The organism is Streptomyces sp. NPDC005775 (genome assembly GCF_042871565.1).
Lineage (GTDB): Bacteria > Actinomycetota > Actinomycetes > Streptomycetales > Streptomycetaceae > Streptomyces.
Genome location: NZ_JBIAIU010000012.1, coordinates 219285 through 243616 on the forward strand (window position 1 = coordinate 219285; position 24332 = coordinate 243616).

Annotated in this window: 17 protein-coding genes; 7 read left to right on the forward strand and 10 right to left on the reverse strand. The window is 71.6% G+C overall.

Annotated elements, in window-relative coordinates:
* Window positions 1-8: 8 nt before the first annotated feature.
* From ACFYPA_RS26895 to ftsE, 3 genes are all read right to left on the reverse strand, one after another.
* Window positions 9-1196, reverse strand: coding sequence for a S41 family peptidase (locus ACFYPA_RS26895; protein ID WP_359082318.1), 1188 nt, complete (start codon window positions 1194-1196; stop codon window positions 9-11).
* A 68-nt stretch (window positions 1197-1264) separates the two neighbouring features.
* Window positions 1265-2182, reverse strand: a complete 918-nt coding sequence (gene ftsX / locus ACFYPA_RS26900; RefSeq protein ID WP_359082317.1) for a permease-like cell division protein FtsX — start codon at window positions 2180-2182, stop codon at window positions 1265-1267.
* Between the two features lie 23 nt (window positions 2183-2205).
* A complete protein-coding gene (gene ftsE / locus ACFYPA_RS26905) occupies window positions 2206-2895 on the reverse strand; it encodes a cell division ATP-binding protein FtsE (protein WP_024489199.1) in 690 nt (229 codons plus the stop codon).
* A gap of 269 nt (window positions 2896-3164) precedes the next feature.
* On the opposite strand from ftsE, the gene ACFYPA_RS26910 reads away from it, so the two are divergent.
* Window positions 3165-3365 (forward strand): hypothetical protein, encoded by a 201-nt coding sequence (locus ACFYPA_RS26910; protein ID WP_359082316.1) that lies wholly within the window; start codon window positions 3165-3167, stop codon window positions 3363-3365.
* 128 nt (window positions 3366-3493) lie between these two features.
* Here ACFYPA_RS26910 and ACFYPA_RS26915 read toward each other — a convergent pair whose 3' ends face one another.
* A complete protein-coding gene (locus ACFYPA_RS26915) occupies window positions 3494-4312 on the reverse strand; it encodes a hypothetical protein (protein WP_389134586.1) in 819 nt (272 codons plus the stop codon).
* 411 nt (window positions 4313-4723) lie between these two features.
* Between ACFYPA_RS26915 and ACFYPA_RS26920 the strand changes: the two genes are divergently transcribed.
* Entirely contained in the window at window positions 4724-6073 is a 1350-nt protein-coding gene (locus ACFYPA_RS26920) for a histidine-type phosphatase (protein ID WP_359082314.1), read from the forward strand.
* A gap of 85 nt (window positions 6074-6158) precedes the next feature.
* Here ACFYPA_RS26920 and prfB read toward each other — a convergent pair whose 3' ends face one another.
* The 3 genes from prfB to ACFYPA_RS26935 form a co-directional block, all read right to left on the reverse strand.
* Window positions 6159-7265, reverse strand: coding sequence for a peptide chain release factor 2 (prfB, locus tag ACFYPA_RS26925; RefSeq protein WP_359082313.1), 1107 nt, complete (start codon window positions 7263-7265; stop codon window positions 6159-6161).
* Window positions 7266-7347: 82 nt separating this feature from the next.
* Window positions 7348-8598, reverse strand: a complete 1251-nt coding sequence (locus ACFYPA_RS26930) for a serine/threonine-protein kinase (protein WP_359082312.1) — start codon at window positions 8596-8598, stop codon at window positions 7348-7350.
* Between the two features lie 248 nt (window positions 8599-8846).
* Window positions 8847-10502, reverse strand: a complete 1656-nt coding sequence (locus ACFYPA_RS26935; protein WP_359082311.1) for a protein kinase — start codon at window positions 10500-10502, stop codon at window positions 8847-8849.
* 463 nt (window positions 10503-10965) lie between these two features.
* Between ACFYPA_RS26935 and ACFYPA_RS26940 the strand changes: the two genes are divergently transcribed.
* The 5 genes from ACFYPA_RS26940 (at window position 10966) to ACFYPA_RS26960 (ending at window position 20992) form a co-directional block, all read left to right on the forward strand.
* A complete protein-coding gene (locus ACFYPA_RS26940) occupies window positions 10966-14616 on the forward strand; it encodes an FHA domain-containing protein (RefSeq protein WP_359082310.1) in 3651 nt (1216 codons plus the stop codon).
* Between the two features lie 230 nt (window positions 14617-14846).
* Window positions 14847-16220 carry an extracellular solute-binding protein gene (locus ACFYPA_RS26945; protein WP_359082309.1) on the forward strand — a complete coding sequence of 458 codons (1374 nt, stop codon included), beginning with the start codon at window positions 14847-14849 and terminating at the stop codon, window positions 16218-16220.
* A gap of 154 nt (window positions 16221-16374) precedes the next feature.
* A complete protein-coding gene (locus ACFYPA_RS26950) occupies window positions 16375-17661 on the forward strand; it encodes a sugar ABC transporter permease (RefSeq protein ID WP_359082497.1) in 1287 nt (428 codons plus the stop codon).
* Window positions 17658-18581, forward strand: a complete 924-nt coding sequence (locus ACFYPA_RS26955; RefSeq protein WP_359082308.1) for a carbohydrate ABC transporter permease — start codon at window positions 17658-17660, stop codon at window positions 18579-18581. Before ACFYPA_RS26950 ends, ACFYPA_RS26955 begins: the two co-directional genes overlap by 4 nt.
* A 254-nt stretch (window positions 18582-18835) precedes the next feature.
* Window positions 18836-20992, forward strand: a complete 2157-nt coding sequence (locus tag ACFYPA_RS26960) for a bifunctional glycosyltransferase family 2 protein/CDP-glycerol:glycerophosphate glycerophosphotransferase (RefSeq protein WP_359082307.1) — start codon at window positions 18836-18838, stop codon at window positions 20990-20992.
* Window positions 20993-21055: 63 nt separating this feature from the next.
* On the opposite strand, the gene ACFYPA_RS26965 is transcribed toward ACFYPA_RS26960, so the two are convergent.
* From ACFYPA_RS26965 to ACFYPA_RS26975, 3 genes are all read right to left on the reverse strand, one after another.
* Entirely contained in the window at window positions 21056-21430 is a 375-nt protein-coding gene (locus ACFYPA_RS26965; RefSeq protein WP_359082306.1) for a hypothetical protein, read from the reverse strand.
* A 70-nt stretch (window positions 21431-21500) separates the two neighbouring features.
* Window positions 21501-23015 (reverse strand): bifunctional glycosyltransferase/class I SAM-dependent methyltransferase, encoded by a 1515-nt coding sequence (locus tag ACFYPA_RS26970; protein ID WP_359082305.1) that lies wholly within the window; start codon window positions 23013-23015, stop codon window positions 21501-21503.
* A 78-nt stretch (window positions 23016-23093) separates the two neighbouring features.
* Window positions 23094-24323 (reverse strand): glycosyltransferase family 39 protein, encoded by a 1230-nt coding sequence (locus ACFYPA_RS26975; RefSeq protein ID WP_389134644.1) that lies wholly within the window; start codon window positions 24321-24323, stop codon window positions 23094-23096.
* Between the last annotated feature and the right edge of the window lie 9 nt (window positions 24324-24332).

Consider the following 24332-nt stretch of genomic DNA (forward strand, 5'->3'; position numbering starts at 1 on the left):
TTTTCGCACTACGACCCACCCCCGAGGCCACTCAATACCGTCTCGGCCCGCTGCTGGGCCCGCGCGCTCACCGCGAGGTCGGGGGTGATGCCGCGGCCGTCGACGCTGTGGCCCGCCGGAGTGCGGTAGTGCCCCACGGTCAGCTCCGCCACGGAGCCGCCCGCGAGTCTGCTCGGCATCTGGACGGACCCCTTGCCGAAGGTCCGCGAACCGACCGTGACCGCCCGGCCCCGGTCCTGCAGGGCGCCGGTCAGGAGCTCGGCCGCGCTCATGGTCCCGCCGTCGACGAGGACGACGAGGGGGCGCCCGGTGTCGCCGCCCGCCTCCGCGTACAGGGCCTGCTGCTCACCGTGCACGTCGTACGTGGCGACCAGGCCGCCGTCCAGGAAGGCGGAGGCGGCGGTGACGGCCTCGGTGACCAGTCCGCCGGAGTTGCCGCGCAGATCCAGCAGCACACCGGCGCCCGCCGGCGCCTTCAGGACCGCGTCGCGCACCGCGTCACCGGTTCCCTTGGTGAACGAGTCGACCTCGATCAGGACAGCTGCGGAGGAATCGGAACGGTCCGGTCCGAGGTGGTGCACGGAGACGGCCTCGGTGGCGAGACGGGCCCGCCGCAGCGTCTCGGTCCGGGTGACGGAGCCCCGCTGGACGCCCAGCACCACGGTGGTCCCGGCGGCCGCGCCCTTACGGTCGCCCCGCAGCAGGGCCACGACATCGGAGACCGGCCGCTTGTCGACCCGGCTTCCGTCGACCGTGCGCAGCAGATCACCGGCCCGGATGCCGGCCCGGTCGGCGGGGCCGCCCGGCTGGACCCGGGCGACCGCGACCGTCCCGTCGTCGGAGCGTCTGGCCGCGATCCCGACGCCCGTGTACGAGCCGTCGAGGGCCTGCTCGAACTCCTGGTACTCCCGCTCGTCGTAGACCGCGCCCCAGCGGTCCCCGCTGCGGCTGACGGCCTCCTCGGCCGCCTCCGTGCCGGACTTGCCGTCGGCCACGGCCTCGGCGGCGGCCTCGGTCACCGCGTCACGGTCGGCCGAGGCGGCGACGGACCGGGTCTCTATGTCGGCGCTCCGCGCCTCACCGCGCGGCAGCGAACCGGTGGCGGCGGCCGTGGCGAGCACACTCGCGAAGACCAATGTCAGGGCCGCCCCGCGGCAGAGGCCGCGGGGCCCGAAACGGTTCTCAGGGCCCGGCATGGCGCCGAGTCTAGGACAACGCCCCGACGGCGCACGGCCCGTTGGCCGCGCGCCCCACGGGGCGCATGTCACACCTTGAGGTACTTGCGCAGCGCGAAGAGAGCGGCAACTGCGGGCATCAGCAGGCCGATCGCCAGAACCAGCGGGAGCTTGGTGAGGACGGCCTCCCAGCCGATGAAGTCGATCAGGTTCATCTTGTCCTGGAGGGCGAGGCCGCCGTCGATCAGGAAGTAGCGCCCGGCCAGCAGCATGACGCAGGCCAGTACGCCACCGATGAGTCCGGCGAACGCGGCCTCCATGATGAACGGCATCTGGATGTAGAAGCCGGAGGCGCCGACGAGCCGCATGATGCCCGTCTCCCGCCGTCGGCTGAACGCGGACACCCGGACGGTGTTCACGATCAGCATCAGGGCGATGACGAGCATCAGTGCCATCACGCAGACCGCGGCGACGTTCATGCCGTTCATCAGCTCGAAGAGGTTGTCCAGGAGGCTTCTCTGGTCCTGGACCGACTGCACCCCGTCACGCCCGGCGAAGGCCGTGGCGACGACCTTGTACTTCGTCGGGTCGTGCAGCTTGACGCGGAAGGACTCCGGCATCTGGTCCGGCGTGATGCTGCTCGCCATCGGGGAGTCGCCGAACTCCTCCTGGTAGTGCTTGTACGCCTCGTCGGACGACTCGTAGATCACCTTCTCGACGACGTCCATCTTCTTGAGATCGGCCTCGATCTCCTTCTTCTGGGGATCGGTGATCGCACCCTTGGCGCACTGGACCACCGTCTCCGCATCCCCCTTGCCACAGAGGTAGATGGAGACGTTGACCTTGTCGTACCAGTAGTCCTTCATCGTGCTGACCTGCTCGCGCATGAGCAGCGCGCCACCGAACAGGGCGAGCGAGAGGGCGACGGAGACGACGACGGCGAAGGTCATCGTGAGGTTGCGACGGAGGCCGACGCCGATCTCCGACAGGACGAACTGGGCGCGCATGGCGTCCTTTCAGTGCTGGGTGCTCAGTGCTGGTAGCCGTAGACGCCGCGCGCCTGGTCGCGTACGAGACGGCCCTGCTCGAGCTCGATGACGCGTTTGCGCATCTGGTCGACGATGTTCTGGTCGTGGGTCGCCATGATCACGGTGGTCCCGGTGCGGTTGATCCGGTCCAGCAGCTTCATGATCCCGACCGAGGTCTGCGGGTCGAGGTTGCCGGTCGGTTCGTCCGCGATCAGCAGCATGGGCCGGTTGACGAAGGCCCGCGCGATCGCCACGCGCTGCTGCTCACCACCGGAGAGCTCACCGGGCATCCGGTCCTCCTTGCCGCCGAGGCCGACGAGGTCGAGGACCTGCGGGACCGCCTTGCGGATCTCACCGCGCGGCTTGCCGATCACTTCCTGGGCGAACGCCACGTTCTCCGCGACGGTCTTGTTGGGAAGGAGGCGGAAGTCCTGGAACACCGTGCCCAGCTGGCGGCGCATGTGCGGCACCTTCCAGTTGGACATGCGCGCGAGGTCCTTGCCGAGGACGTGGACCATGCCCTGGCTGGCGCGCTCCTCGCGGAGGATGAGACGCATGAAGGTGGACTTGCCGGAGCCGGAGGAGCCCACCAGGAAGACGAACTCACCCTTCTCGATATCGAGAGACACATCCCGTAGAGCGGGACGGCTCTGCTTCGGGTAGGTCTTGGAGACGTTGTCGAATCGGATCACGGATGCACCACGGTCGGCCGGGAGTAGGTGTGCGTGACCATACGCGAACCGGGCTCAGGCGTGCAGGCGCGCGTACCGGGATGGGTGATTTACGGTGAAACGGCAGCGGCCCGGGCTGCGCCGGAAGCGGAACGGAGCGGGAGGTATCCGGCGGGCCGAGCCGAAACCCGTGCGAGCTGGCACAGTGGTAGGGGGAACGGTCGCGTTTCCGTGAGCGTTGTGCGGAGAGAAAGCTTGTGCGGCTCCGCCGCGCGGGAGGAGGAAAGCGCATGACCTATGACCGACTGGTGTGCGCGAACTGCGCGGCGCCCGTGAACGAGGGGCGCTGCCCCGTATGCCGGGCGAGCCGCGCGCGTATGCGGCAGGAGCAGGAGCAGGGCCCCTTCGCAGGGCTCAGCCCGGCGATGCTGGTGGCCCTGATGGTGGTGCTGCTGGCCGCGCTCGCGCTGCTGGCGCACCAGACCGTGTAGAGCGCATCCACCCGCCCCGTACGGGGCCGTTCTCGTAGGCGCAGATACCTGCACAGGGGCCCCGGACGCCGATCGGCGTCCGGGGCCCCTGTGTGTATGCATACGCGTACGCGAACCGCTGCGGCCCGTCAGGCGGCCGTGCGGCCGTTCACCAGGCGCGGCAGGATCCGGAAGCCGATGCCTCCGGCGATCATCGTCGCGGCGCCGACCAGCAGGAACGTGGTCTCGGCGGCACCGGTCTCGGCGAGCTCGTCCTTGCCCTTGCCCTGCTCGGCCGGCTGGTTGCCGACCGAGTCGGTGTCCGTGTTGTCGGCGCACTCGGCACCGTCGAGGTCGACGGTGCAGGTGCCGGTGCCGGTCTCACCGGTGGAGCCGGTCGACGAACCCGTCTGCCCGGAGGTGTTCTCACCGGTGGTGGACGTCTTGCCGGTGGTCTCACCCGTGGTGGTGGTCTCGCCGGTGGTCTCACCCGTGGTGGTGGTCTCGCCGGTGGTCTCACCCGTCGTGGTGGTCTCGCCGGTCGTGGTGGTCTCGCCGGTGGTCTCACCCGTGGTGGTGGTCTCGCCGGTGGTCTCACCCGTCGTGGTGGTCTCGCCGGTCGTGGTGGTCTCACCCGTGGTGGTGGTCTCGCCGGTGGTCTCACCCGTCGTGGTGGTCTCGCCGGTCGTGGTGGTCTCACCCGTGGTGGTGGTCTCACCGGTCGTCTCACCCGTGGTCTGTCCCTGGTCGACAGCCCCGCCCGCGTCCGTACCGCCGTCGGCCTCACCCTGCGGGCCGAGACCGGCGTCGATGCCGAGGCCGGACTCGTCGGCGTGGGCGTTGACGGACAGACCGCCGACATTGATACCCACGGCCTGCGCCGCACCCGCGGCGGTGAGCGAGGCACCCGCGGCAATGACCGCACCCGCGGCTATCCGCGCGACGCGGACTCGCGTCTTCTTTGTCATGTGCTGCTACCCCCAGTAGCCGTTCTCGTCAATGGAGCAGCCATATGCGGGGCATGGCCCAGCGGGGTTTGCTCCGAGCGCCGGCCCACGTCGTGCCGTGGCCATGCCGCCCGCCCCCGATCACACCCATCCCAGACATACGCACGCTGCTCCAGCACCCTGTCCAGAGTTAAGGACTACGTCAAGGCCGTTCTGTGCAGTGCGCACCGATATGCATGGAGTTGACCGTCATTCAGCACCACGACTGTGACGCACTCACCACGCCGTCTCCGCAACCCATGGAGCCAACTCCCCTTTGTCCCGGGTGTGTTTCGGACGCCTGCCCTTGGCGTCGCGGCCATGTCCGGTTCATCCGCAACGATCATCCTGCGGACGTCCGCACGAACCGACGCCCCGAACCCCGGTGAACCCATGCAGAAGCGAACCGCCGCACTCTCCTTGACGCTCGCCGTCTCCGCCCTCCTGCCGACAGCACTGCCGGCGCAGGCCACGACGGGCTCCTCCGGCTCCTACGCCACCAAGACGCCGTACGCGCCGCAGCAGAACCCGCGCTCGTACCAGAAGGCTCCCAAGGGCTTCGTTCCTGTGTTCACCGAGAACGTCTCCCGCCACGGCTCCCGGGCGGCCTCCGACAGCGAGGACGGCGACCTGGTCCTGACCTTGTGGGAGAAGGCGCGCGGCGAAGGGCAGTTGACGCGCGACGGTGAGCGGTTCGGCGGCGAGACGCAGTCGTTGCTCGCCGCCATGGACGCGATCGGCTACGGACAGCTCAGTGGGCGCGGCGTACGCGAGATCCAGGACACCGCCGTACGGCTGGAGCAGCGGCTGCCCGGACTCTTCCGGCAGATGGCCAGGGACTCCGAGCGGATCAACGTCGTCAACTCCGGCAAGGACCGTGCCGTCGACAGCGGGAACCTGTTCACGGAGGCCCTCGCCGAGAACGACCCGGCCCTGGCTCCCCTCATCACCCCGGCCAGGACCGACGCCGACCTGCTCTACTTCCACAAGTCGGCCGGCGGCGCGGAGTACCGGGACTACGTCGAGAACGACGAGCGGCTCGCCGCCACCCTCGCCACGATCACCGACCAGCCGGCCTCGCACACCGCGGCCCGCAACGTACTGAAGAAGATCTTCAAGCCGGCCTTCGTCGAGCGGATCGCGGCGGGCGAGTTCGACTCGATCGCCACCGAGGTGGAGGCCGCACAGGCCGTCTACGCCCTCTACAGCATCGCCCCGGCCATGGCCGACGAGGGCGACTGGAACATGGAGCGCTACATCGCCCCCCGTGACGCGCGGTGGTTCGCGTACCTCAGCGACGCCGAGGACTTCTACGAGAAGGGCCCCGGCTTCGACGACAGCGACATCACGTACAGGATGGCGAACGTCCTGCTCGACGACTTCTTCACGAAGATCGACGCCAAGCGGGCCGGTACGAGCAACGCGGGCGCCGAGCTGCGCTTCACGCACGCGGAGGAGATCATCCCGCTCGCCGCGCTCATGGGCCTGCCCGGCAGCACGGAGGCCGCGTCACCGCAGGAGCCGTACACGTACGCCAACAACGCCTGGCGCGGCGCCTCCGTGGCGTCCATGGCCACGAACATCCAGTGGGACCTGTTCCGGAAGGGAAACAAGTACCTGGTGCGGATGCTCTACAACGAGAAGCAGACCGCGTTCAAGAAGGGCTGCGAGCCGGTGGCGAAGGGAAGCTACTTCTATGAGGTCGACGAACTGAAGCGGTGCCTGGGCCGCACCGTGTCCTGACCGCTCCCCCCGCACACCGGCGAGGGCGGGCAGGGAGCTCACAACGCTCCCACGCCAGCCCTCGCTCGCGTCCGGCCCGGCGGGACTACTTCTCGCTCTGCTTGCGCCAGCGGATGCCGGCCTCGATGAAGCCGTCGATCTCACCGTTGAAGACCGCTTCGGGGTTGCCCATCTCGAACTCCGTACGCAGGTCCTTGACCATCTGGTACGGGTGCAGGACGTACGAACGCATCTGGTTGCCCCAGGAATTGCCGCCGTCACCCTTGAGCGCGTTCATCCTCGCCTGCTCCTCCTGGCGGCGGCGCTCGAGGAGCTTCGCCTGGAGGACGTTCATCGCGGACGCCTTGTTCTGGATCTGCGAGCGCTCGTTCTGGCAGGAGACGACGATGCCGGTCGCCAGGTGGGTCAGGCGCACCGCGGAGTCCGTGGTGTTGACGCCCTGGCCGCCGGGGCCCGAGGAGCGGTACACGTCGACGCGGAGCTCGGACTCGTCGATCTCGATGTGGTCGGTCTGCTCGACCACGGGCAGCACCTCGACGCCCGCGAAGGACGTCTGGCGGCGGCCCTGGTTGTCGAACGGGGAGATCCGGACGAGCCGGTGGGTGCCCTGCTCGACGGAGAGCGTGCCGTAGGCGTACGGCACCTCGACGGTGAAGGTGGTCGACTTGATGCCGGCCTCTTCCGCGTACGCCGTCTCGTAGACCTCGGTCTTGTAGTTGTGCCGCTCGGCCCAGCGGAGGTACATGCGCTGGAGCTTCTCGGCGAAGTCCGCGGCGTCGACGCCACCGGCCTCGGCGCGGATGGTGACGAGGGCCTCGCGCGCGTCGTACTCACCGGAGAGGAGCGTGCGGACCTCCATCTCGTCCAGTGCCTTACGGACGGACTCCAGCTCGGACTCGGCCTCGGCGAGCGCGTCCGCGTCGCCCTCGTCCTCGGCGAGCTCGAAGAGGACTTCGAGGTCGTCGATCCTGCCGCGCAGGGTCTCGGTCTTGCGGACCTCGGCCTGGAGGTGCGAAAGCTTGCTGGTGATCTTCTGCGCCGCGTCCGGGTCGTCCCAGAGGGAAGGCGCCGCCGCCTGCTCCTCGAGCACGGCGATGTCACCCCTCAGCGCATCCAGGTCCAGGACGGCCTCGATCGACCCCATGGTCGAGGAGAGGGACTTCAGCTCTTCGGAAATATCGACGACTGCCACGGGTCCAGCGTAACGGCTGTCGCGGCGGGCGTTCCTCGGACCGGTTGATCGCGGCTCCGCCGCCCCTGCCCGGGGTGCCGGGTCAGGGGGCGGCGGGTGCCGAATTCCTCGTGTCCTGCGGTGTCGATCCCGCGTCGTCGCCGCTCAGGGCCAGCCAGCCGCCGACCCCGACCGCCGCGACCAGCACGAGGGCCGCGGCGCCCAGGGTGAGGCGCCGCTTGCGGATGGCCGCCGACTTGTTGCGCGCCGAGCCCGGCCGGGGCTTGCCCGGGGCGCGGGGGGCGCGGGCGGTGCCCCGGGGCCCGCCGGACAGCTCGTCGGGGGCCGGCACGCGCATGCTCGTGTGGGTGTCCCGGTTGGAGTCGGGGGACGAGCCGGGGACCAGGGGTACGGCGCCGCGGCGGCGCGGCTCCTCGGCCGCCGGGGTGTACTGCTGCTCGTCGTAGGTCCGGCCGTGCGGCTCGGACTCGGACTCCTCGTCCGGCTCGTCCACGTCCAGCGGCGGTATGCCGGCCAGGTGCGGGAGCTGCTCGCGCAGCCGCGCCGCCAGCTCGGAGGCGCGCAGCCGGGAGGCCGGGGCCTTGGCCAGGCACTGGACCAGCAGCTGCCAGAGCTCCTCGGGGATGCCGGGCAGCGGGACGACGGTCTCGGTGACGTGGCGGCGCAGGACGGCGCCGGGGTGGCCGCCGCCGAAGGGTGTGAAGCCCGCGAGGAGCTCGTACAGCACGGTCGCGAGGGCGTAGATGTCGACGGCTGCGCGCGGCGGGAGGCCCTCCACGATCTCGGGGGCCAGATAGTCCGGCGTACCGATGATCTTGGTGGCCTTGGTGCGGCGCGGGGTGTCGATCAGCTTGGCCACCCCGAAGTCGGTGAGCAGCGCGGGGTGCGAGTTGCCGGGGCCCAGCGGCCCCTCCATGTCGAGCAGGATGTTCTCCGGCTTGACGTCGCGGTGGACCACTCCGGCCGCGTGCGCGGCGGCGAGGCCGTCGGCGACGTCGGCGACTATCGCGACGGCCGCCTCGGGGGCCAGCCGGCGCTCGCGGTCGAGCCGGGTGCGCAGATCCGTACCGCGGACCAGGTTCATCACGAGGGCCAGGTCGTTGCCGTCCACCACGAGGTCGCGGACGGCGACGACATGCGGATGGTCGAGCCCGAGCAGGGCGGTGCGCTCCTGGACGAAGCGGCCCACGAGTTCCTGGTCGGACGCGAGGTCCTCGCGGAGCAGCTTGATGGCGACGGGCCCCTCGGGGCCGTCGCCGAGCCACACCGTGCCGGCGCTGCCGCGCCCCAGAATCTGGTGGGCGGTGTACCGGCTGCCGATATTCCGTGCCAAGACTGCTCCCTCAGCGGCTGGCGATGGACCGTCGCTCAACAACCCCCGGTCGACAAAGCTACGCGGCGAACGGGGGGTCGCGTGCCCCGGATGGCGCCAACCTTCGCTTCTGCGGGCGAATTGCCGCGGAATTGGTCCGCAGAAGTCGATATAGCTACAGAGTCCGGTCGATGTCCGGGGGCCCGGGGGCCGGTGGTCCGTGTGTCCGGTGCCCGGTGAGCGATCAGCTGTCCGGTCGGGTTCCGCCGTCAGGTGCCGCCGTCCCCGCCGATCTTCGAGATCCAGCCGGTGACGGTGTCGTAGGCGTCGGTGATCGCGTCCCAGTAGCCCTGCCCCTGGCCGATCCAGTCCTTCAGCGGGGTGAGCTCCCAGATCAGCCAGCTAGCGACGAAGAGCAGCACCAGCGTGAACAGGCAGCCCTTCAGGCAGCCGAGGCCGGGGATCTTCATCGGGTTGGCGCCGCGCTGCCTCGGCTCGCGGGGCGGGCGCTGCGCCGGCTGCTGGGGTTGCTGCGGCTGCTGAGGCTGCTGCGGCGCGTACTGCTGGCGCTGCTGCTGCGGCTGGTACTGCTGCTGGGGCTGGTACTGCTGCTGCTGCTGCTGCTGACGGTACTGCGGCTGCTGCTGCTGTTGCTGCTGGCGGTGCGGTGGCTGCTGCTGTTGCTGCGGCTGCTGGCGCTGGGGGCGGCGGCGCAGCGGGTCCTGGCTCGGGTCGAGGTACTGGACCTGCGTCTGCTCGTTGCGGTCGCGGGCGGCCTGGAGCTGGGACTGCCACGGGTGCGGCCCGTCGGGCTGCGGTGTCCCCTCGGGGCGCGGCAGGACGGGCGGCATGACCGCGGTCGGGTCGGCGTGGGGGCCGCCCGGCCCCGCGTTCTGCTGCATGACGCTGGTGGCCGCGTTGGGGTCGTAGCCGTTCGGGTCGTACGAGCCGGCGTTGCTGGGCAGCACCTGGGTGGGGTCGGCCGCTCCCGGCGTCTCCGGTACTGCGGTGGGGGCCGGGTCGGGCGCGAGCAGGGCGCCCACCCCGTCGGCGGCCGCGATCTGCGCGGAGTTCGCGTGCACGCCGATGCCGGCGGCGACGGTACGCAGCCCGCGGGCGAGGTTCTCGGCGCTGGGCCGGCGGTCCGGGTCCTTGCTCAGGCAGCGCTCTATCACCGTCCACAGCGGGGCGGGGACGGTGCTGGGGCGGCGGGGCTCCTCGCTGAGGTGCCGGTGCAGGACTTCGAGCGCGGTGCCGCCGGCGAACGGCGGACGGCCGGTGAGTAGCTCGTACAGCAGGATTCCGGCGCCGTAGATGTCGACGGCGGAGGTCTGCGGGCGCCCCTCGGCCGACTCGGGCGCCACATAGGCCGGCGTCCCGACGAACTCGTGGGTCCGGGTCAGGCCCGGGGAGTCGGCGAGACGGGCGATGCCGAAGTCGGTGAGCATCGGATGCATCCGGCCGTCGCGCTCGTCGAGCAGCACGTTGGCCGGCTTCAGGTCGCGGTGGACGACGCCGTCGGCATGGCTGGCGGCCAGCGCGTCCGCGATCTGCGCGGTGAGCAGCGAAGCGGCGACCGGGGTGAGCGGGCCGTTGTCGCGCAGGTAGTGATGCAGGTCGGGGCCGTCGATCAGGTCCATGACGAGGGCGAGGAGATCGCCCTCCACGACCAGGTCGCGGGTGCGCACGATGTTGTCGTGCCGCAGCCGCAACAGGACGGAGCGCTCGCGCAGGAACCGCATCACGACGTCCGCGTCGTTGGCGAGCTCCTCCTTGAGGACCTTGATCGCCACGGTCTCGCCGGGCTGACCGGCGACGGCCGCCTCGGCGCCCGCGGTCTCACGCTGGCGGGCGCGCCAGACGGTGCCCGTGGCGCCGCGTCCCAGCGGCTCCTCGAGCAGGTACTTGCTGCCTACCGGCCGCACGTCATGCGCTCCCTGCTGATCGTGGTGCTTGCGGTCCCCCCGGATCCGTCCGGAGTTTCCGGCCCACTCTAGTGGGAGGGCCGGAGTGAACGGCCGGGTCGGGACGACTGCGGAGAAAGACGCCCGTGCGGTGCGGATGGTTGCTGCCGCACGGCCGGACGGAACGCTTCCGGACCCCGGTCCGGAACACGCCGAGCACGCTCCCGACCCGTCGGGGACGCCCCGGAGAACCGGCCAAGCAGGCAGTTTTGGGCGCACAGCCGACGTTTCAAGATCACTTAACGGTCACCCCCGGGCGTGTTGTCAGTGGCAGGTGCGAGGATGCCCCCAGCACAGAACTGTGGGGTCGGGAGCCCTGCGGTACGTGACGAACCTGTACCGGACGACGCGTCCGTGCCGGGTGGGGGGAATCACAGGGCATCCCTCCTGCCGGACACCGCGCGCAGAAGGGACCGCTGACGCGATGCAGATCCGGCTGACCGTCCTCGCGCCGCGCAGCGGCCAGACCCCGGCACGCGCCTGCGACGTGCTGGTGACCGCCCCTGCGGGGACGGCCCTGGCCACCGTGGCGTCCCACCTGGCCGCCTCCGTCTCCGGGCCCGACGGCTCCCTCGGCAGCGGTGCGGTGGTGCTGTTCGCCGGGCGCGAGCGGCTCGACGCCCACCGGTGCGCGCTCGGTGAGCCGCCGCTGGTCGACGGGGCGGTGCTCTCGCTCCAGGTACCGGGCGAGGACGAGACGCCGGACGAGACCGTCCCGGCCCAGTTGCACGTGATCGCGGGACCGGACGCGGGCGGGGTCCACCTGCTGCACGGCGGGCAGATCCGGATCGGCCGCTCGGCGGACGCGGACGTCCCGCTCGACGACCCCGATGTGTCCCGGCTGCACTGCGCGGTGACGGTCTCCGCGGAGGGCCGGGTCTCCGTCGCCGACCTCGGCTCCACCAACGGCACCTCGCTGGACGGCGCGGACGTCCGCGACCGTCCGGTCCGGCTGAATCCCGGCGCGCTGCTCCGGCTCGGGGAGTCGACGCTACGGCTCACCTCCGGCGCGCGGCCGCCGACGCTGGGGACGGCCCCGGACGGCGAGGGCCATCTGCGGGTGGCCAGGGCCCCGGCCGCTTCCCCGACGGCCCCGGACCACGGCTACGGGCCCGCGTACACCGGACCGGAGGAGGACGACGGGCCGGACGCGGCCGCCCATGAGCACACGCGCTACCCGGGCCCCGAGGAGCCGCCCACGCCACGGCCGCAGCACTCCGGTTCCGGACGTACCGGCCGGCTGCCGGACGACGGGGCGCCCCGCCGCGGCATAGGCAAGTGGGCCCGCCGGCTCGCGGGCGGCAAGGGCGATCCGGTGCACGAGGGCGTGCCCGACGAGGCCGGTCCCCCGACTCCCACCGAGACGTTCACCGCGCTGCCCACCGCCCCCGAGGGCACCTGGCCGGATCCGGCCTCCGTCCTGCTGACCGCGCTCGGCCCGGGGCCCCGGCTGTGGGAGCGCGACACCGCGCACCCGGAGGCGCTGGTGGTCCGGCTGGGCACGACCGAGCGGGCCGACCTGCCCGCCGTGCCGGTGACGGTGGGGCTGCGGGAGGCCGGTTCCCTCGGGCTCGCCGGGCCGCGGGAACGGCTCGCCGGGCTCGCCCGCTCCGCCGTGGCGCAGCTGGCCGCGCTGCACTCCCCCACCGATCTGGAGATCGTGCTGATCAGCACGGACCGGGGGCGCGGCACGGACGAGCGGCGGCGCGAGTGGGCCTGGCTCGGCTGGCTGCCGCATCTGCGTCCGATGCACGGCCAGGACTGCCGGCTGCTGCTGGCGTACGACCGTGAGCAGGCGGTCGCCCGGACGACGGAGCTGGTGCGCCGGCTGGACGAGGGCCCGCTCGGCCCCGGCTGGGCGAGCCTCGACGCCGGTACGGTCGCCGAGGCCGCCCGTCACTACGAGGGCCCGTTCACCGTGGTGATCGTCGACGGCGACCCCGGTTCGGCGGTGCTCCGCGAGAACACCGCACGGCTGGCGGCGGCAGGCGCGGCGGCGGGCATCCATCTGATCTGTCTGGCGGAGACCCCGGCCGCCACGCCCACGTCACCGGTCGCCGCGACGTACGAGGCGGCCTGCCATGCCTCGATCGCCTTCAGGGAGTGCGGGGCCGTGGCCATGCTCAGCGGTGATGTGGCGACGGCCCTGCGGCTGCTGCGCACCGCGGGCGGGCGGGCTGCCGGCCACGGCACGGTGGCCGCCGTCGACGCGGTGTCGGCGCACTGGGCGGAGAGGTTCGCGCGGGCGCTCGCCCCGTTGCGCGCCGAGGGTTCGACCGCGCTGCCGGGCCACCGCGCGGCTGTGGCGCTCCCGCCGTCGGCCCGCCTCCTGGACGAGCTGGGCCTGGCCCGCGCCACCCCGGCCTCGCTGATGGCCCGCTGGGCCTCGGCCGCGGACGAACAGCCCGGGGCCACGGTCCGCGGCGCCGGCAGCTGGACGGGCGGCGGTACGGAAGCCGAGGCCGACGACTCCCGCGGCTCGGCCCGCACCCCTCACCCGGGCGGCCCGGACCCTCGTGTGGGCGCCCAGCGCACCGCCGCCGCCGCCCCGCACACCGGCACCCCACCGGGCACGGACGACGAAGGCCGCACCCGGGACTCCGGCCGCACGCCGTACCCGGAACCCACCGGCTCGGGCCGCACGCCCTACCCCCGCACAACCGAAGACCGCGGCTCGGGCCGCACGCCCTACCCGCGCGCATCCGACGACCGCGGCTCGGGCCGCACGCCCTACCCCGACAGCGCCGGCTCCGGCCGCACGCCCCACCCCCGCTCCGGGGCGCGGCGTTACGACGAGGGCCCCGGGGACACACGCAGTTCCCGCACCCTGCCGGGTTCCGACACCCGCTCCTGGGGCGGGGCCGGAGACGTCCAGGGCGCCGACAGCCTGCGTACCGCCGGGTCGGGGCGCTCCTCGAACCGGGTCAGCGGGCCCCGTCAGGGCGACGCGCCCCAGGTCGCCGCGCGCGGTGCCGAGTCCGGGCGGGCCCCCGTGCCCGCTCCCCGGCCCGCATCCTCCGGCGCCCCCGCCGGGACGGCTGCCGGGCGGCCCGTCGTGGTGCTCGGGGCCGGGCCCCGCGGTCCGGTGCGTGTGGATCTCGCCGACGAGGGGCCGCACCTGCTCATAGAGGGGCCCGGCGGCAGTGGGCGTACGGAACTGCTGAGGGCGGTCGCCGCATCGCTGGCCGCCGCCGACCGGCCCGACCGGCTCGGCATCCTGCTGGTCGACGGGGCGGGCGGCGAGCGGGGCGAGAGCCTGCGCCCCTGCACCGAGCTCCCGCACGCGTTCACGCACCTGGTGGCCTCCGATCCGGTCCGGATGCGGGAGTTCGCCCAGGCGCTGGGCGGTGAGGTGAAGCGGCGGGCCGAGCTCCTCGGCGGCCTCGACTTCGCCGACTGGCACAGCCGGCACGAGGTGGCGCAGCGGATGGCCGGACAGCGGCCCTCAGGCCCGTCCGAGCAGCGCGGTGACGTCGAGTCCGCGATGAGCGGCACCCTGCGGCTGCGGCCCGCCTCGGCGCGGGCGGCGGATCCGGGGCCCTCGCCGCTGCCCAGGCTCGTCGTGCTCGTGGACGACTTCGACGCGCTGATCGCCCCGGCGCTGGGCAGCCCGGGCCGTCCGGCGGCGGGTTCGGTCGTCCGGGCGCTGGAGGCCGTGGCCAGGGACGGGGGCCGGCTCGGGATCCATCTGGTCGCGACGTCCGCCCGCCCGGACCGCACCGAGGACACCGAACTGGCCCGCGGGGCGCGGCTGCGCGTCGTGCTGGACCCGCCCGTCGTGCCGCCGTCACCGGACGAACCGGCGCCGGGCCGCGGGCGGCTGGGCCATCCCGACGGGCGGGTGACACCGTTCCAGGGGGGCCGGGTGACCGGCCGCATCCCGCGTACGGCGACCCTGCGGCCGACGGTCGTACCGCTGGAGTGGGAGCGGATGGGCGATCCGCCCACCCGTCGCCCGCTGCGCGAGCTGGGCAACGGGCCCACCGACCTGGCGCTGCTGGCCAGCGCCCTGGAGCGGGCGGCCCGTTCGGTGAACGCCGAGCCGCTGCCACCCCTGCTCCCCACGCACACCTGAGCGACGGGGGCCACCCCGGTGGGCCCCCTCTCCTCCCCATCGCCCCGCACTCCCCCTGACCTGACGTCACGAGCCCATCACGATCTTCGAGTTGGGCCCGCTGGCGGTATTGCGGCACCCGGACACCCAGCGTAGGACTGTGCGCACAGGACGACGTGATGGATGAGCGGCACCGTCGGAAGTCCGGCCGGTGCCGTTCCGTGCAGGCGCACAGGAGAGACGGGGCAGGGATGCGCACAACGCTTCGGATTCGCAGGGCCGCCTTGGTGTTCACCGCCATCGGCGCACTGGCCCTCACCGGCTGCGGAAGCGACGGTGACAGCGGCGGAAAGGACTCGAACGACGGGGACGCCCCGTCCAAGGGAGCGGAAACCACGCCGAGCGTCGTATTGCCGAAACTGGACGGCGAGAAGATCTCGGTCGCCGCGGTCTGGACCGGGCCCGAGCAGGCCAACTTCGTGAAGGTCCTCAAGGAGTTCGAGAAGCGCACCAGCGCGACGGTGACGTTCGTCCCGGCGCAGGACCCGATCGTGAACTTCCTCGGTACGAAGATCGCGGGCGGTCAGCCGCCGGACGTCGCGATGATCCCGCAGGTCGGCGCCATCAAGCAGGCCGTCGAGAAGAAGTGGGCGAAGCCGCTCGGCAACGAGGCGAAGGCCCAGCTCGGCCAGAACTACTCCGACGTCTGGCAGAACCTCGGCGCGGTCGACGGCACCCAGTACGGCGTGTACTTCAAGGCCGCCAACAAGTCCCTGATCTGGTACAACGCCAAGGCGTTCGAGAACGCGGGCGCTAGTGAGCCGAAGACCTGGAAGGACTTCCTGGCGACGGCGGAGACGGTGTCCGCTTCGGGCGTCACACCGGTCTCGGTCGGCGGCGCGGACGGCTGGACACTCACCGACTGGTTCGAGAACATCTATCTCTCCCAGGCGGGCCCGGAGAAGTACGACCAGCTGGCCCAGCACAAGATCAAGTGGACGGATCCGTCCGTCAAGGACGCCCTGACCACGCTGGCGCAGCTGTTCGGCAAGCCCTCCCTGATCGCGGGCGGCGCCGACGGCGCGCTCCAGACGGAGTTCCCGGCCTCCGTCACGCAGACCTTCACCGGCGGTGACCAGCCCAAGGGCGCCATGGTCTTCGAGGGCGACTTCGTCGGCGTCAACATCGCGCAGACGAAGGCCAAGATCGGTACGGACGCGAAGGTCTTCCCGTTCCCCGCGGTCGGCGCCGAGTCGCCCGTGGTGACCGGGGGCGACGCGGCGGTGGCGCTGAAGGACAGCAAGGGCGCACAGGCCCTGCTGACCTGGCTGGCCTCCACCGACGCCGCGAAGATCTGGGCCGAACAGGGCGGGTTCATCTCACCGAACAAGGAACTGGACCCGGCCGCGTACCCCAACGAGGTGCAGCGCACGATGGCGAAGGCGCTGATCGCGGCCGGTGACGCCGTCCGGTTCGACATGTCCGACCAGGCCCCGCAGTCGTTCGGCGGGACGCCCGGGAAGGGCGAGTGGAAGACCCTCCAGGACTTCCTCAAGAACCCGAAGGACATCGCGGGGACCCAGGCCAAGCTGGAGTCCGACGCGGCCAAGGCGTACAAGAGCTGACGGGATGACGACAGCCGCAGCGGGGGGCGCCGACGAGGCGCTCCCCGCCCACAAGCAACCGCCCGAGCAACCGCCCGGCGGGGCCTCGGTCCCCGCCCCCAGGAAGCCCGTGCCCGGGGAGCCGCCCCTGCGCGAAGGGCCCAGCCACAGGAGCGTGACCGGCACCCGCAGGGCCGTCGCGGCACTCTTCCTGCTGCCCGCGCTGGTCCTGCTCGGCGCGCTCGTGGTGTATCCGATCGTGTACTCCGTCTACCGGTCGTTCTTCGACCAGGCGGGCACCGGGTTCGCCGGTCTCGACAACTACAAGGCGCTGTTCACGGACGACACGATCCGTACGGCGATCAAGAACAACGCGATCTGGGTGGTCTTCGCCCCGACCGTCTCCACCGCACTCGGACTGATCTTCGCGGTGCTGACGGAACGCATCCGCTGGGGCACGGCGTTCAAGCTGATCGTCTTCATGCCGATGGCGATCTCGATGCTCGCCGCGGGCATCATCTTCCGGCTGGTGTACGACGCGGCCCCGGAGCGCGGGGTCGCCAACGCCGTATGGGTGGGCGTGCACGACACGTTCGCCGAGTCGGCGGGCTTCCCCAAGGCGCATCCGCTGCCCGTCCACCCGCTGAAGGCGGCGGGCGGCGGCTCCTTCGTGACGAAGGTGCCGGTACGGGCCGGGGAGCCGGTCCGGCTGCCCCTGGTCGGGGTGCTGCCGGCGAAGATGCCCACCGACGCGAAGCCCGCCCGCGCCCCGGAGGCGGGCGGCGACGGGGGGATCACCGGCACCGCGTGGCTGGACTTCACCAAGGGCGGTGGGGGAAAGCCCAACGTCATCGACGCCAAGGAGCTGGGGCTCAAGGGCATCAAGGTGGAGGCCGTCAAGGACGGCGAGGTGGTCGCGTCCGCCACGGCGGGCGCCGACGGGGTGTTCACCCTGCCCGCCTCCGCGGACGGGGCCGAACTCCGCCTTCCCGCCTCGAACTTCAAGGAGCCGTACAACGGGGTGGACTGGCTCGGTCCGTCGTTCGTGACGCCCGCCATCATCGGGAGTTACGTCTGGATGTGGGCGGGCTTCGCCATGGTCCTGATCGCGGCCGGCCTGGCGGGCCTGCCGCGTGAACTCCTGGAAGCGGCCCGGGTGGACGGGGCCAACGAGTGGCAGGTGTTCCGCCGGATCACCGTGCCGCTGCTCGCCCCGGTCCTCGCGGTGGTGCTGGTGACGCTGATGATCAACGTGCTGAAGGTCTTCGACCTGGTCTTCATCATCGCGCCGGGCTCCTCGCTGGACGACGCGAACGTGCTGGCACTCCAGCTCTACCGCTCCTCGTTCGGCACCTCCGCGGATCTGGGGATCGGCAGCGCCATCGCCGTGCTCCTGCTGCTGCTGGTGGTCCCGGTGATGCTCTTCAACATCAGGCGGATACGGAAGGAGGGGCGCCGATGACGACACCCTCGGCCACGGCCGCCCCCGCCGGACCGGGCGACGCCCCGGGCACCGGCGCGGTGAAGCCCCGGCGTTCGCTCGGTGCACGGATCGCGGCCCGGGCCGGCGGCGGCGTCATGCGGGTCTTCCTCGTCCTGGTGGCCCTGTTCTGGCTGATGCCGACCATCGGGCTGATGCTGTCCTCGCTGCGCGGGGCGGACCGGATCTCGGCCACCGGCTGGTGGAAGATCTTCACCGTCCCCTCCGAGCTGACCTTCGACAACTACGCACGACTGCTCGACAACTCGACGATCACCGACTCGCTCTTCAGCACGGTCATGATCACCGTCCCCTCGACGGTCCTGGTCGTGGTGATCGGCTCGCTCGCCGGATACGCCTTCGCCTGGATGGAGTTCCCGGGCCGTGACTGGTGGTTCCTGCTGGTCGTGGGGCTGCTGGTGGTCCCGGTGCAGGTCGCCCTGATCCCGGTGTCGAAGCTCTTCGGCGCGGTCGGGATCTTCGAGACGACCTTCGGTGTGGTCATCTTCCACACGGCCTTCGGTCTGCCCTTCGCGATCTTCCTCCTGCGCAACTTCTTCGCGGAGATCCCGCGGGAACTGCTGGAGGCGGCGCGCCTGGACGGGGCGGGCGAGATCCGGCTCTTCACCCGGGTCGTGATGCCGCTCGGTGGGCCGGCGATCGCCTCGCTCGGGATCTTCCAGTTCCTCTGGGTGTGGAACGACATGCTGGTCGCGCTGATCTTCGCGGACTCCGGTTCGCCGCCGATCACCGTGGCGCTCCAGCAGCAGGTACGGCAGTTCGGCAACAACATCGACGTACTGGCGCCCGGCGCCTTCGTGTCGATGGTGATTCCGCTCGCGGTGTTCTTCGCCTTCCAGCGCCAGTTCGTCTCCGGCGTGATGGCGGGCGCCGTCAAGTGACGACCTGATCCACTCTCTGCCGCGCATCAGGTCCGTCACCGCGCCACTCGGGCCGGCCGGCACGTGGGGGCATCCCTGACCGTTTCACCGGGGGTGTCCCCACCGGCGTTTCGCGGGAGTGGCGGTATCCGGCGTAACCCCGTCACTCCATCGGGCGTTTACGGAGTACCCGCCCCCACCGTCGGCGCGCGCGCCTCGGCGCGCCGCGCCCCTGTTCTGCCGCTCCGCACGCCGGTGTCGGAGAAAGAGTCCGTATGCCCCGCCTGAGTGTCATCATCCCCGTCCGCCGCGCCCGGGGCAGTCTGCGCGCGTGCCTGGAGTCGGTGCTCTCCCAGTCGTTCACGGACATCGAGGTGATCGGTGCCGACGACGGGGCGCCCGACGGTTCGGGGCTGCTGCTCGACGAGTTCGCCGCCCGCGACGAGCGGGTGCAGGTCATCCACCTCCCGGACGGCGCGGGGCCGGAGGGCTGCCGCAACGCGGGGGCCGAGCGCGCCCTCGGGGACTATCTGCTGTTCCTGGAGGCCAACTTCGTGCTCCTGCCGGGCGCGCTGGAGGCGGTCGCCGACCGGCTCGCGGCGGCGGGCGAGCCCGATCTGCTGCTGTTCGGCCATCACAAGCGGCCGTTTCGCGGGCGAGCCCGTCCCAGCAGGTCGCTGGAGCGGCTGGGTGAACTCTCCGACGGGCCGCTGGCCGCGAAGGGACAGGCCGCGCTCCTCGACATCGCCCCGGTGTCCTGGAACCGGGCCGTGCGCCGCACCCTGCACGAGGGCGAGAAGCTGGCCTTCGGGCCCGGTAAGCACGGGGAGCGGATCTACGCCCTCCAGACCGTCGCCGCCGCCGAGTCCGTGGCCGTCCTGCCCACCGCGTGCGTCGAACACCGCCAGCAGCGCTACCTGCCGGGCCTCGACGACGAGGCGCCGGGGCCCGCACCGGCCGAGCTCGTCGAGGCGTACGCCGGGCTGATGGAGTTCCTCCGCGAGCGCCCCCGGCTCCTCGCCGTGCAGCCGCTGCTCTTCGAGCGGGCCGTCCAGGAGCTGCTGTCCGGCTATCCGGACGTGACGCGCCGGCGCAGGCGCTACGTACGCTCCGTGGCAGCCTTCCACCGCACGTACCGGCCCGCCGGGTACCGCTTCCCCGGCGGCGCGCGCGGGCTGCGGCCCCGGCTGTTCGGCGGCGGCCGTCACGCCGCGCTCGGCGCCCTCGACATGGCATTGGCCCTGCGCCGCGGGCTGCGGGCGGCGCCGGACGCGGTGCGGGACCGGACCAGGCGCGGCCTGAGCAGGCGCTACTACTGGTGGCAGCGCAAGCTCCCGCTGGACCGCGGGCTCGCCGTCTACGCCGCGTACTGGAACCGCGGGGTCAGCTGCAATCCGGAGGCCGTCTACCGCAAGGCGCGGGAGCTGGCGCCGGGGGTGCGCGGGGTGTGGGTGGTCTCGAAGAACCAGGTGGACTCGGTGCCGGAGGGCATCGACCACGTGGTGCCCGGCACCCGCCGCTACTGGGCGACGATGGCCCGCGCCACGTACTTCTTCAACAACGTCAACTTTCCCGACCACGTGGTCAAGCGCCCCGGCCAGGTCCATGTCATGACGCACCACGGCACCCCGCTGAAGATCATGGGCTTGGACCAGCAGGACTACCCGGCGGCCGCCCAGGGGCTGAACTTCGACCGGCTGCTCAAGCGGATCGACCGCTGGGACTGGAGCGTCTCCGCCAATCCGCACTCCACCGAGGTCTGGGCCCGCGCCTACCCGGGCGCCGCGCGGAGCCTGGAGTCGGGGTACCCGCGCAACGACGTCCTCGCGTCGGCGACCGCCGAACAGGTCCGGGCGGTGCGGGAGGGCCTCGGCATCCGGCCCGGGCAGCGCGCCCTGCTGTACGCCCCCACCCACCGCGACTACGAGGCCGCCTTCACCAGCCGCCTGGACCTGGAACGGTTCTGCGCGGCGGTGGGCCCGGACACCGTCGTCCTGGTGCGCGCCCACTACTTCTACGGCGGCGCGGGGCTGCCCGCGAGCCCGTCGGTCATCGACGTCAGCGACCACCCCCGGATCGAGGACCTCTGTCTGGCTGCAGACGCGCTGATCACGGACTACTCGTCGGTGATGTTCGACTACGCGCACCTGAACCGCCCGATCGTGGTGCACGCCCCGGACTGGGAGACGTACCGCACGGTCCGCGGCGTCGTGTTCGACCTGCTCTCCGGCAGGCCCGGCGAGACCCCGGGGGCCGTGGCGACGACCACGGACGAGCTGGCGCGGATCTTCAACGACGGCAGCTGGAACAGCCCGGCGAGCCGAGAGCTCCTGACGTCCTTCCGGGACCGCTTCTGCCCGTACGACGACGGCCGTGCCGCCGAGCGCGTGGTGCGCCGGGTGCTGCTGAACGAGGAGCCCTCGCCCGTCTGACCCGCGTACGCGAAGGGCCCGCCACCCGGTGGCGGGCCCTTCGGCATGTGCGCGGGTCCGGGCTCAGCGTTGCTGGCCCGCCATGACCGTGGCGAGGCCGATCACCACGAGCAGCGATCCGCCCCAGGTCCACATCGAGGTCCGCTCGTGCAGCACCGTCGCCCCCGCGCCCACGATCAGCAGGTAGCCGAGGGCGTTGAACGGGTAGGCGATGGACAGCGGCACCTTGGCCAGGGTCGACATCCAGGCGAGGGCGGACACCGCGAAGACGACCAGCCCGAGTACGACCCACGGGCTGGTGGCAGCGCGCAGCGCGACCGAGCCGCCGTCCCGCCCGGCGGTGGCGACGGCGCCCTTCATCCCGTGTTTGAGCATGATCTGACCGCCCGCCGACGAGAACACGGCGAACAGCAGCAGGATCAGACTGGGGAGGGACAAGGCCTTGCTCCTGACGGCGGCGGCCCGGGACTCGGTTGCCGGGGCCTGGGTGGGTTCGGGGATCGTCGCCTCAGACTCCGACCCGGTCGGCGGGGACGTACTGTCGGTTGAGGATGTCCTGTACATCGACGTGCTCTCCAGCGATGATCGTCTCGGCCGCATGCGGGGTGAGCAGTGCGACGTGCTGATAGCCGAACAGGGTCGGCCGGATCCGGGTCAGCAGCCTCGACAGCGCGCCGAGCACGGCGGCGAGCGGCCCGCCGCCCAGGAGTGACCAGAACGGCGCCCCCGTCGAGGCGATGTCCAGGACGTCGTAGCCCGCGGCGCGAACGGTGCGGCGCAGACTCGCCCGGGTGAAGAAGCGCAGATGCGTTTCGTCGAGGATGCCTCGGCGGTCGTAGTCGAAGGCCCCCAGCGCGACCCGCAGCCGTGAGTACCAGTGGCTGAAGTTCGGCACGGAGAGCAGCACCTCGCCGCCGGGCCGGAGCACGGTGGCGACCTCGGCGAGTACGCGTTCGGGGCGGGAGAGGTGCTCGATGACGTCCCCGGCCACCACGTAGTCGAAGCCGGTGCCGATGCCGTCGGGCAGCCCCTCCTCCAGGTTGGCGAGGTGGAAGTGGGAGCACTTCTCGCGCACACCGGGCACCTCGACGTAGTCCACGCCCGTCACCTCGTGGCCGAGGGCTTCGAGGCGCTGTGCGAACAGCCCGCCGGAGCAGCCGAGGTCCAGGACCCGGCCGGGGGGCATGTTCCGCATCTTCTCCAGGATGACCGCGTGCGAGGAGCCGTCGCCCTCCTTGAAGGCGTACTCCACGGGCTTGGGGATCCAGGCGCAGGTTCCGAACCCCTTCACCGCCAGCCGGTATTCGAGGACGTCCTTGACGACGTCCTTCGCGTACTTCATGCCGTTGACGTAGCAGATCTCGTCGCCGTAGTACGTGGGGACCGGGATCTCCTTGATCCGCATACCCGCGTCCAGCAGCTGGACGATGATCTGGGTGTCGAAGTCGAAGGCGTCCGTGTTCCGGTCGATGGGCAGCTTCTTCAGCGCCTCGACGCTGTAGGCGCGGTAACCGGAGTGGAATTCGGTGAGTTTCGATCCGAGCAGCCCGTTCTCCAGCCGGGTGAGAACGCGGTTGCCCAGCCACTTGTACATCGGCATTCCCCCCTTGAGGGCGCTGCCGGATTTCATCATCCGCGACCCGAACACGGCTTCGCATTCGCCGTTCTCGATCGGGGCGACCATGTCGGGGAGCAGTTCGGGGGCGTACTGTCCGTCGCCGTGCAGGAGCACGATGATGTCGAGTCCGTGCGCGGCCGCCAGCGCGTATCCCGCTTTCTGGTTTCCGCCGTATCCGAGGTTCTTGGTGTGCCGCATCACCACGGTCTGCGGCATTCCCTCCGCCTGGGACCAGCGGCAGCCGGCGGTGAAGGTGGCGTCATGACTCGCGTCGTCGAGAATGAGGATCTCGTCGACCCGGGAACGGAAATCCTCCGGAATCCGGTCGAGGGTCTTCTCCAGCGTGGTCTCGGCGTTGTACGCGACCACCAGGATGCCGATCCTGGGGCTCGGGCTTTCCTTCACGGGGCGTTCTCCAGTTGGGCTCGGTGCTCGTGGCTGGGGTCGGGGAGGGGACGGTGGCGGTGGCACTCGGGGCCGTGGTCAGGTGACGGTGGACTCGGAGGGCCGGTCGGTACGGGGTACGGAGACCCGCGCCCGCCCGGCAGGGGCGGCCGGGCCCCCGCCCGGCCCGGTGGCGAGGAGGCGGTGGGCGCCGGTGACCAGTCCGGCCGCGAGGACGATCCAGCCCGCGGCGCCCAGGTACAGCACCGGCTCGCTCCAGCGCACGGCCGAGCGCCCGCTGTAGCCGAGGACGGCCGTCAGCCCCACCACGGAGCTGTACGCGATCCCCTCCCAGAGGCCGAGGACGAACATTCCGGCCGCCGCCCAGGTCAGGTACTGCAGGCCGGACGCGGTGGACAGGAGCAGCAACAGGCCCAGCGTGACGGCGACGACGCCCGGCAGTTGCGCGGGTCGCAGCCAGGCGAGCCAGGCGCCGGCGGCCACGCACAGCAGGACGAAGAGGAAGTGACCACCGCCCTGCATGAAGGCGATGACGGACTCCGGCAGGCCGAACACGTCGGCGAACCGGACCAGTCCCCAGAGGCGGTAACTGCCGCCGGCGTACTCCAGCACGTGCCGCTGGAGGTCCTGCGGCACGGTCACCAGGGCCGGGCCCCACACCAGCGCGAACACGGCGGCGAACCCGGCGGCGAAGCGGACCAGGACCGGCCGCCCGCCCCGCAGCGCGGCGACGAGCAGCGCCGGGATCACCACGACCGGGATGAACTTGACGCTGATCGAGAGCGCCGCGGCCACCCCCGCGGCGAGCGGGGACCTGCGGTCGGCCAGCAGATGGGCGGCGGCCAGGGCGAACATGACGGCGACGGCGTCGGTGTTGCCGTGATAGCCGGACGTGGCGATCAGTACCGGGCTGACGGCCACGCCGATCCCGCACAGCAGCGCGGTGCGCAACGGGGCGCGCCTGCGGACGATTTCGAACACCAGCAGGACACAGAAGAAGTCGGCGATCGACGCCGGCCATCTGATCAACGTGGCGAACGAGATTCCGAATTCCGAAATGTTGTTCAGAGCGAGCAGCATCCAGCCGGCCAGCGGCGGATGGTTGTAGACGGGCAGACCGGGCAGCGGCTGTTCATAGATTCGAATGGGTCCGTAGACGGTGACGGCCTTGGCGAATCCCTGGAAGAAGCGCACATCGGCAGGTCCCGGATCATTCGCGGCGATGAGCGTGCGAGTGAGGAGGCCGACCGCCGCCGCGACAAGCACAGCGGCTCTGGCCCGTCGCACATCCCAGGCTTCGCACCACATTCGGATACC

Excerpts from the sequence above, each read along its gene's own strand:
- ACFYPA_RS26895 (WP_359082318.1), bottom strand. The coding sequence starts at position 1,196 with ATGCCGGGCCCTGAGAACCGTTTCGGGCCCCGCGGCCTCTGCCGCGGG.
- ftsX (WP_359082317.1), bottom strand. The coding sequence starts at position 2,182 with ATGCGCGCCCAGTTCGTCCTGTCGGAGATCGGCGTCGGCCTCCGTCGC.
- ACFYPA_RS26910 (WP_359082316.1), top strand. The coding sequence starts at position 3,165 with ATGACCTATGACCGACTGGTGTGCGCGAACTGCGCGGCGCCCGTGAAC.
- ACFYPA_RS26915 (WP_389134586.1), bottom strand. The coding sequence starts at position 4,312 with ATGACAAAGAAGACGCGAGTCCGCGTCGCGCGGATAGCCGCGGGTGCG.
- ACFYPA_RS26920 (WP_359082314.1), top strand. The coding sequence starts at position 4,724 with ATGCAGAAGCGAACCGCCGCACTCTCCTTGACGCTCGCCGTCTCCGCC.
- ACFYPA_RS26940 (WP_359082310.1), top strand. The coding sequence starts at position 10,966 with ATGCAGATCCGGCTGACCGTCCTCGCGCCGCGCAGCGGCCAGACCCCG.
- ACFYPA_RS26945 (WP_359082309.1), top strand. The coding sequence starts at position 14,847 with ATGCGCACAACGCTTCGGATTCGCAGGGCCGCCTTGGTGTTCACCGCC.
- ACFYPA_RS26955 (WP_359082308.1), top strand. The coding sequence starts at position 17,658 with ATGACGACACCCTCGGCCACGGCCGCCCCCGCCGGACCGGGCGACGCC.
- ACFYPA_RS26960 (WP_359082307.1), top strand. The coding sequence starts at position 18,836 with ATGCCCCGCCTGAGTGTCATCATCCCCGTCCGCCGCGCCCGGGGCAGT.
- ACFYPA_RS26975 (WP_389134644.1), bottom strand. The coding sequence starts at position 24,323 with ATGTGGTGCGAAGCCTGGGATGTGCGACGGGCCAGAGCCGCTGTGCTT.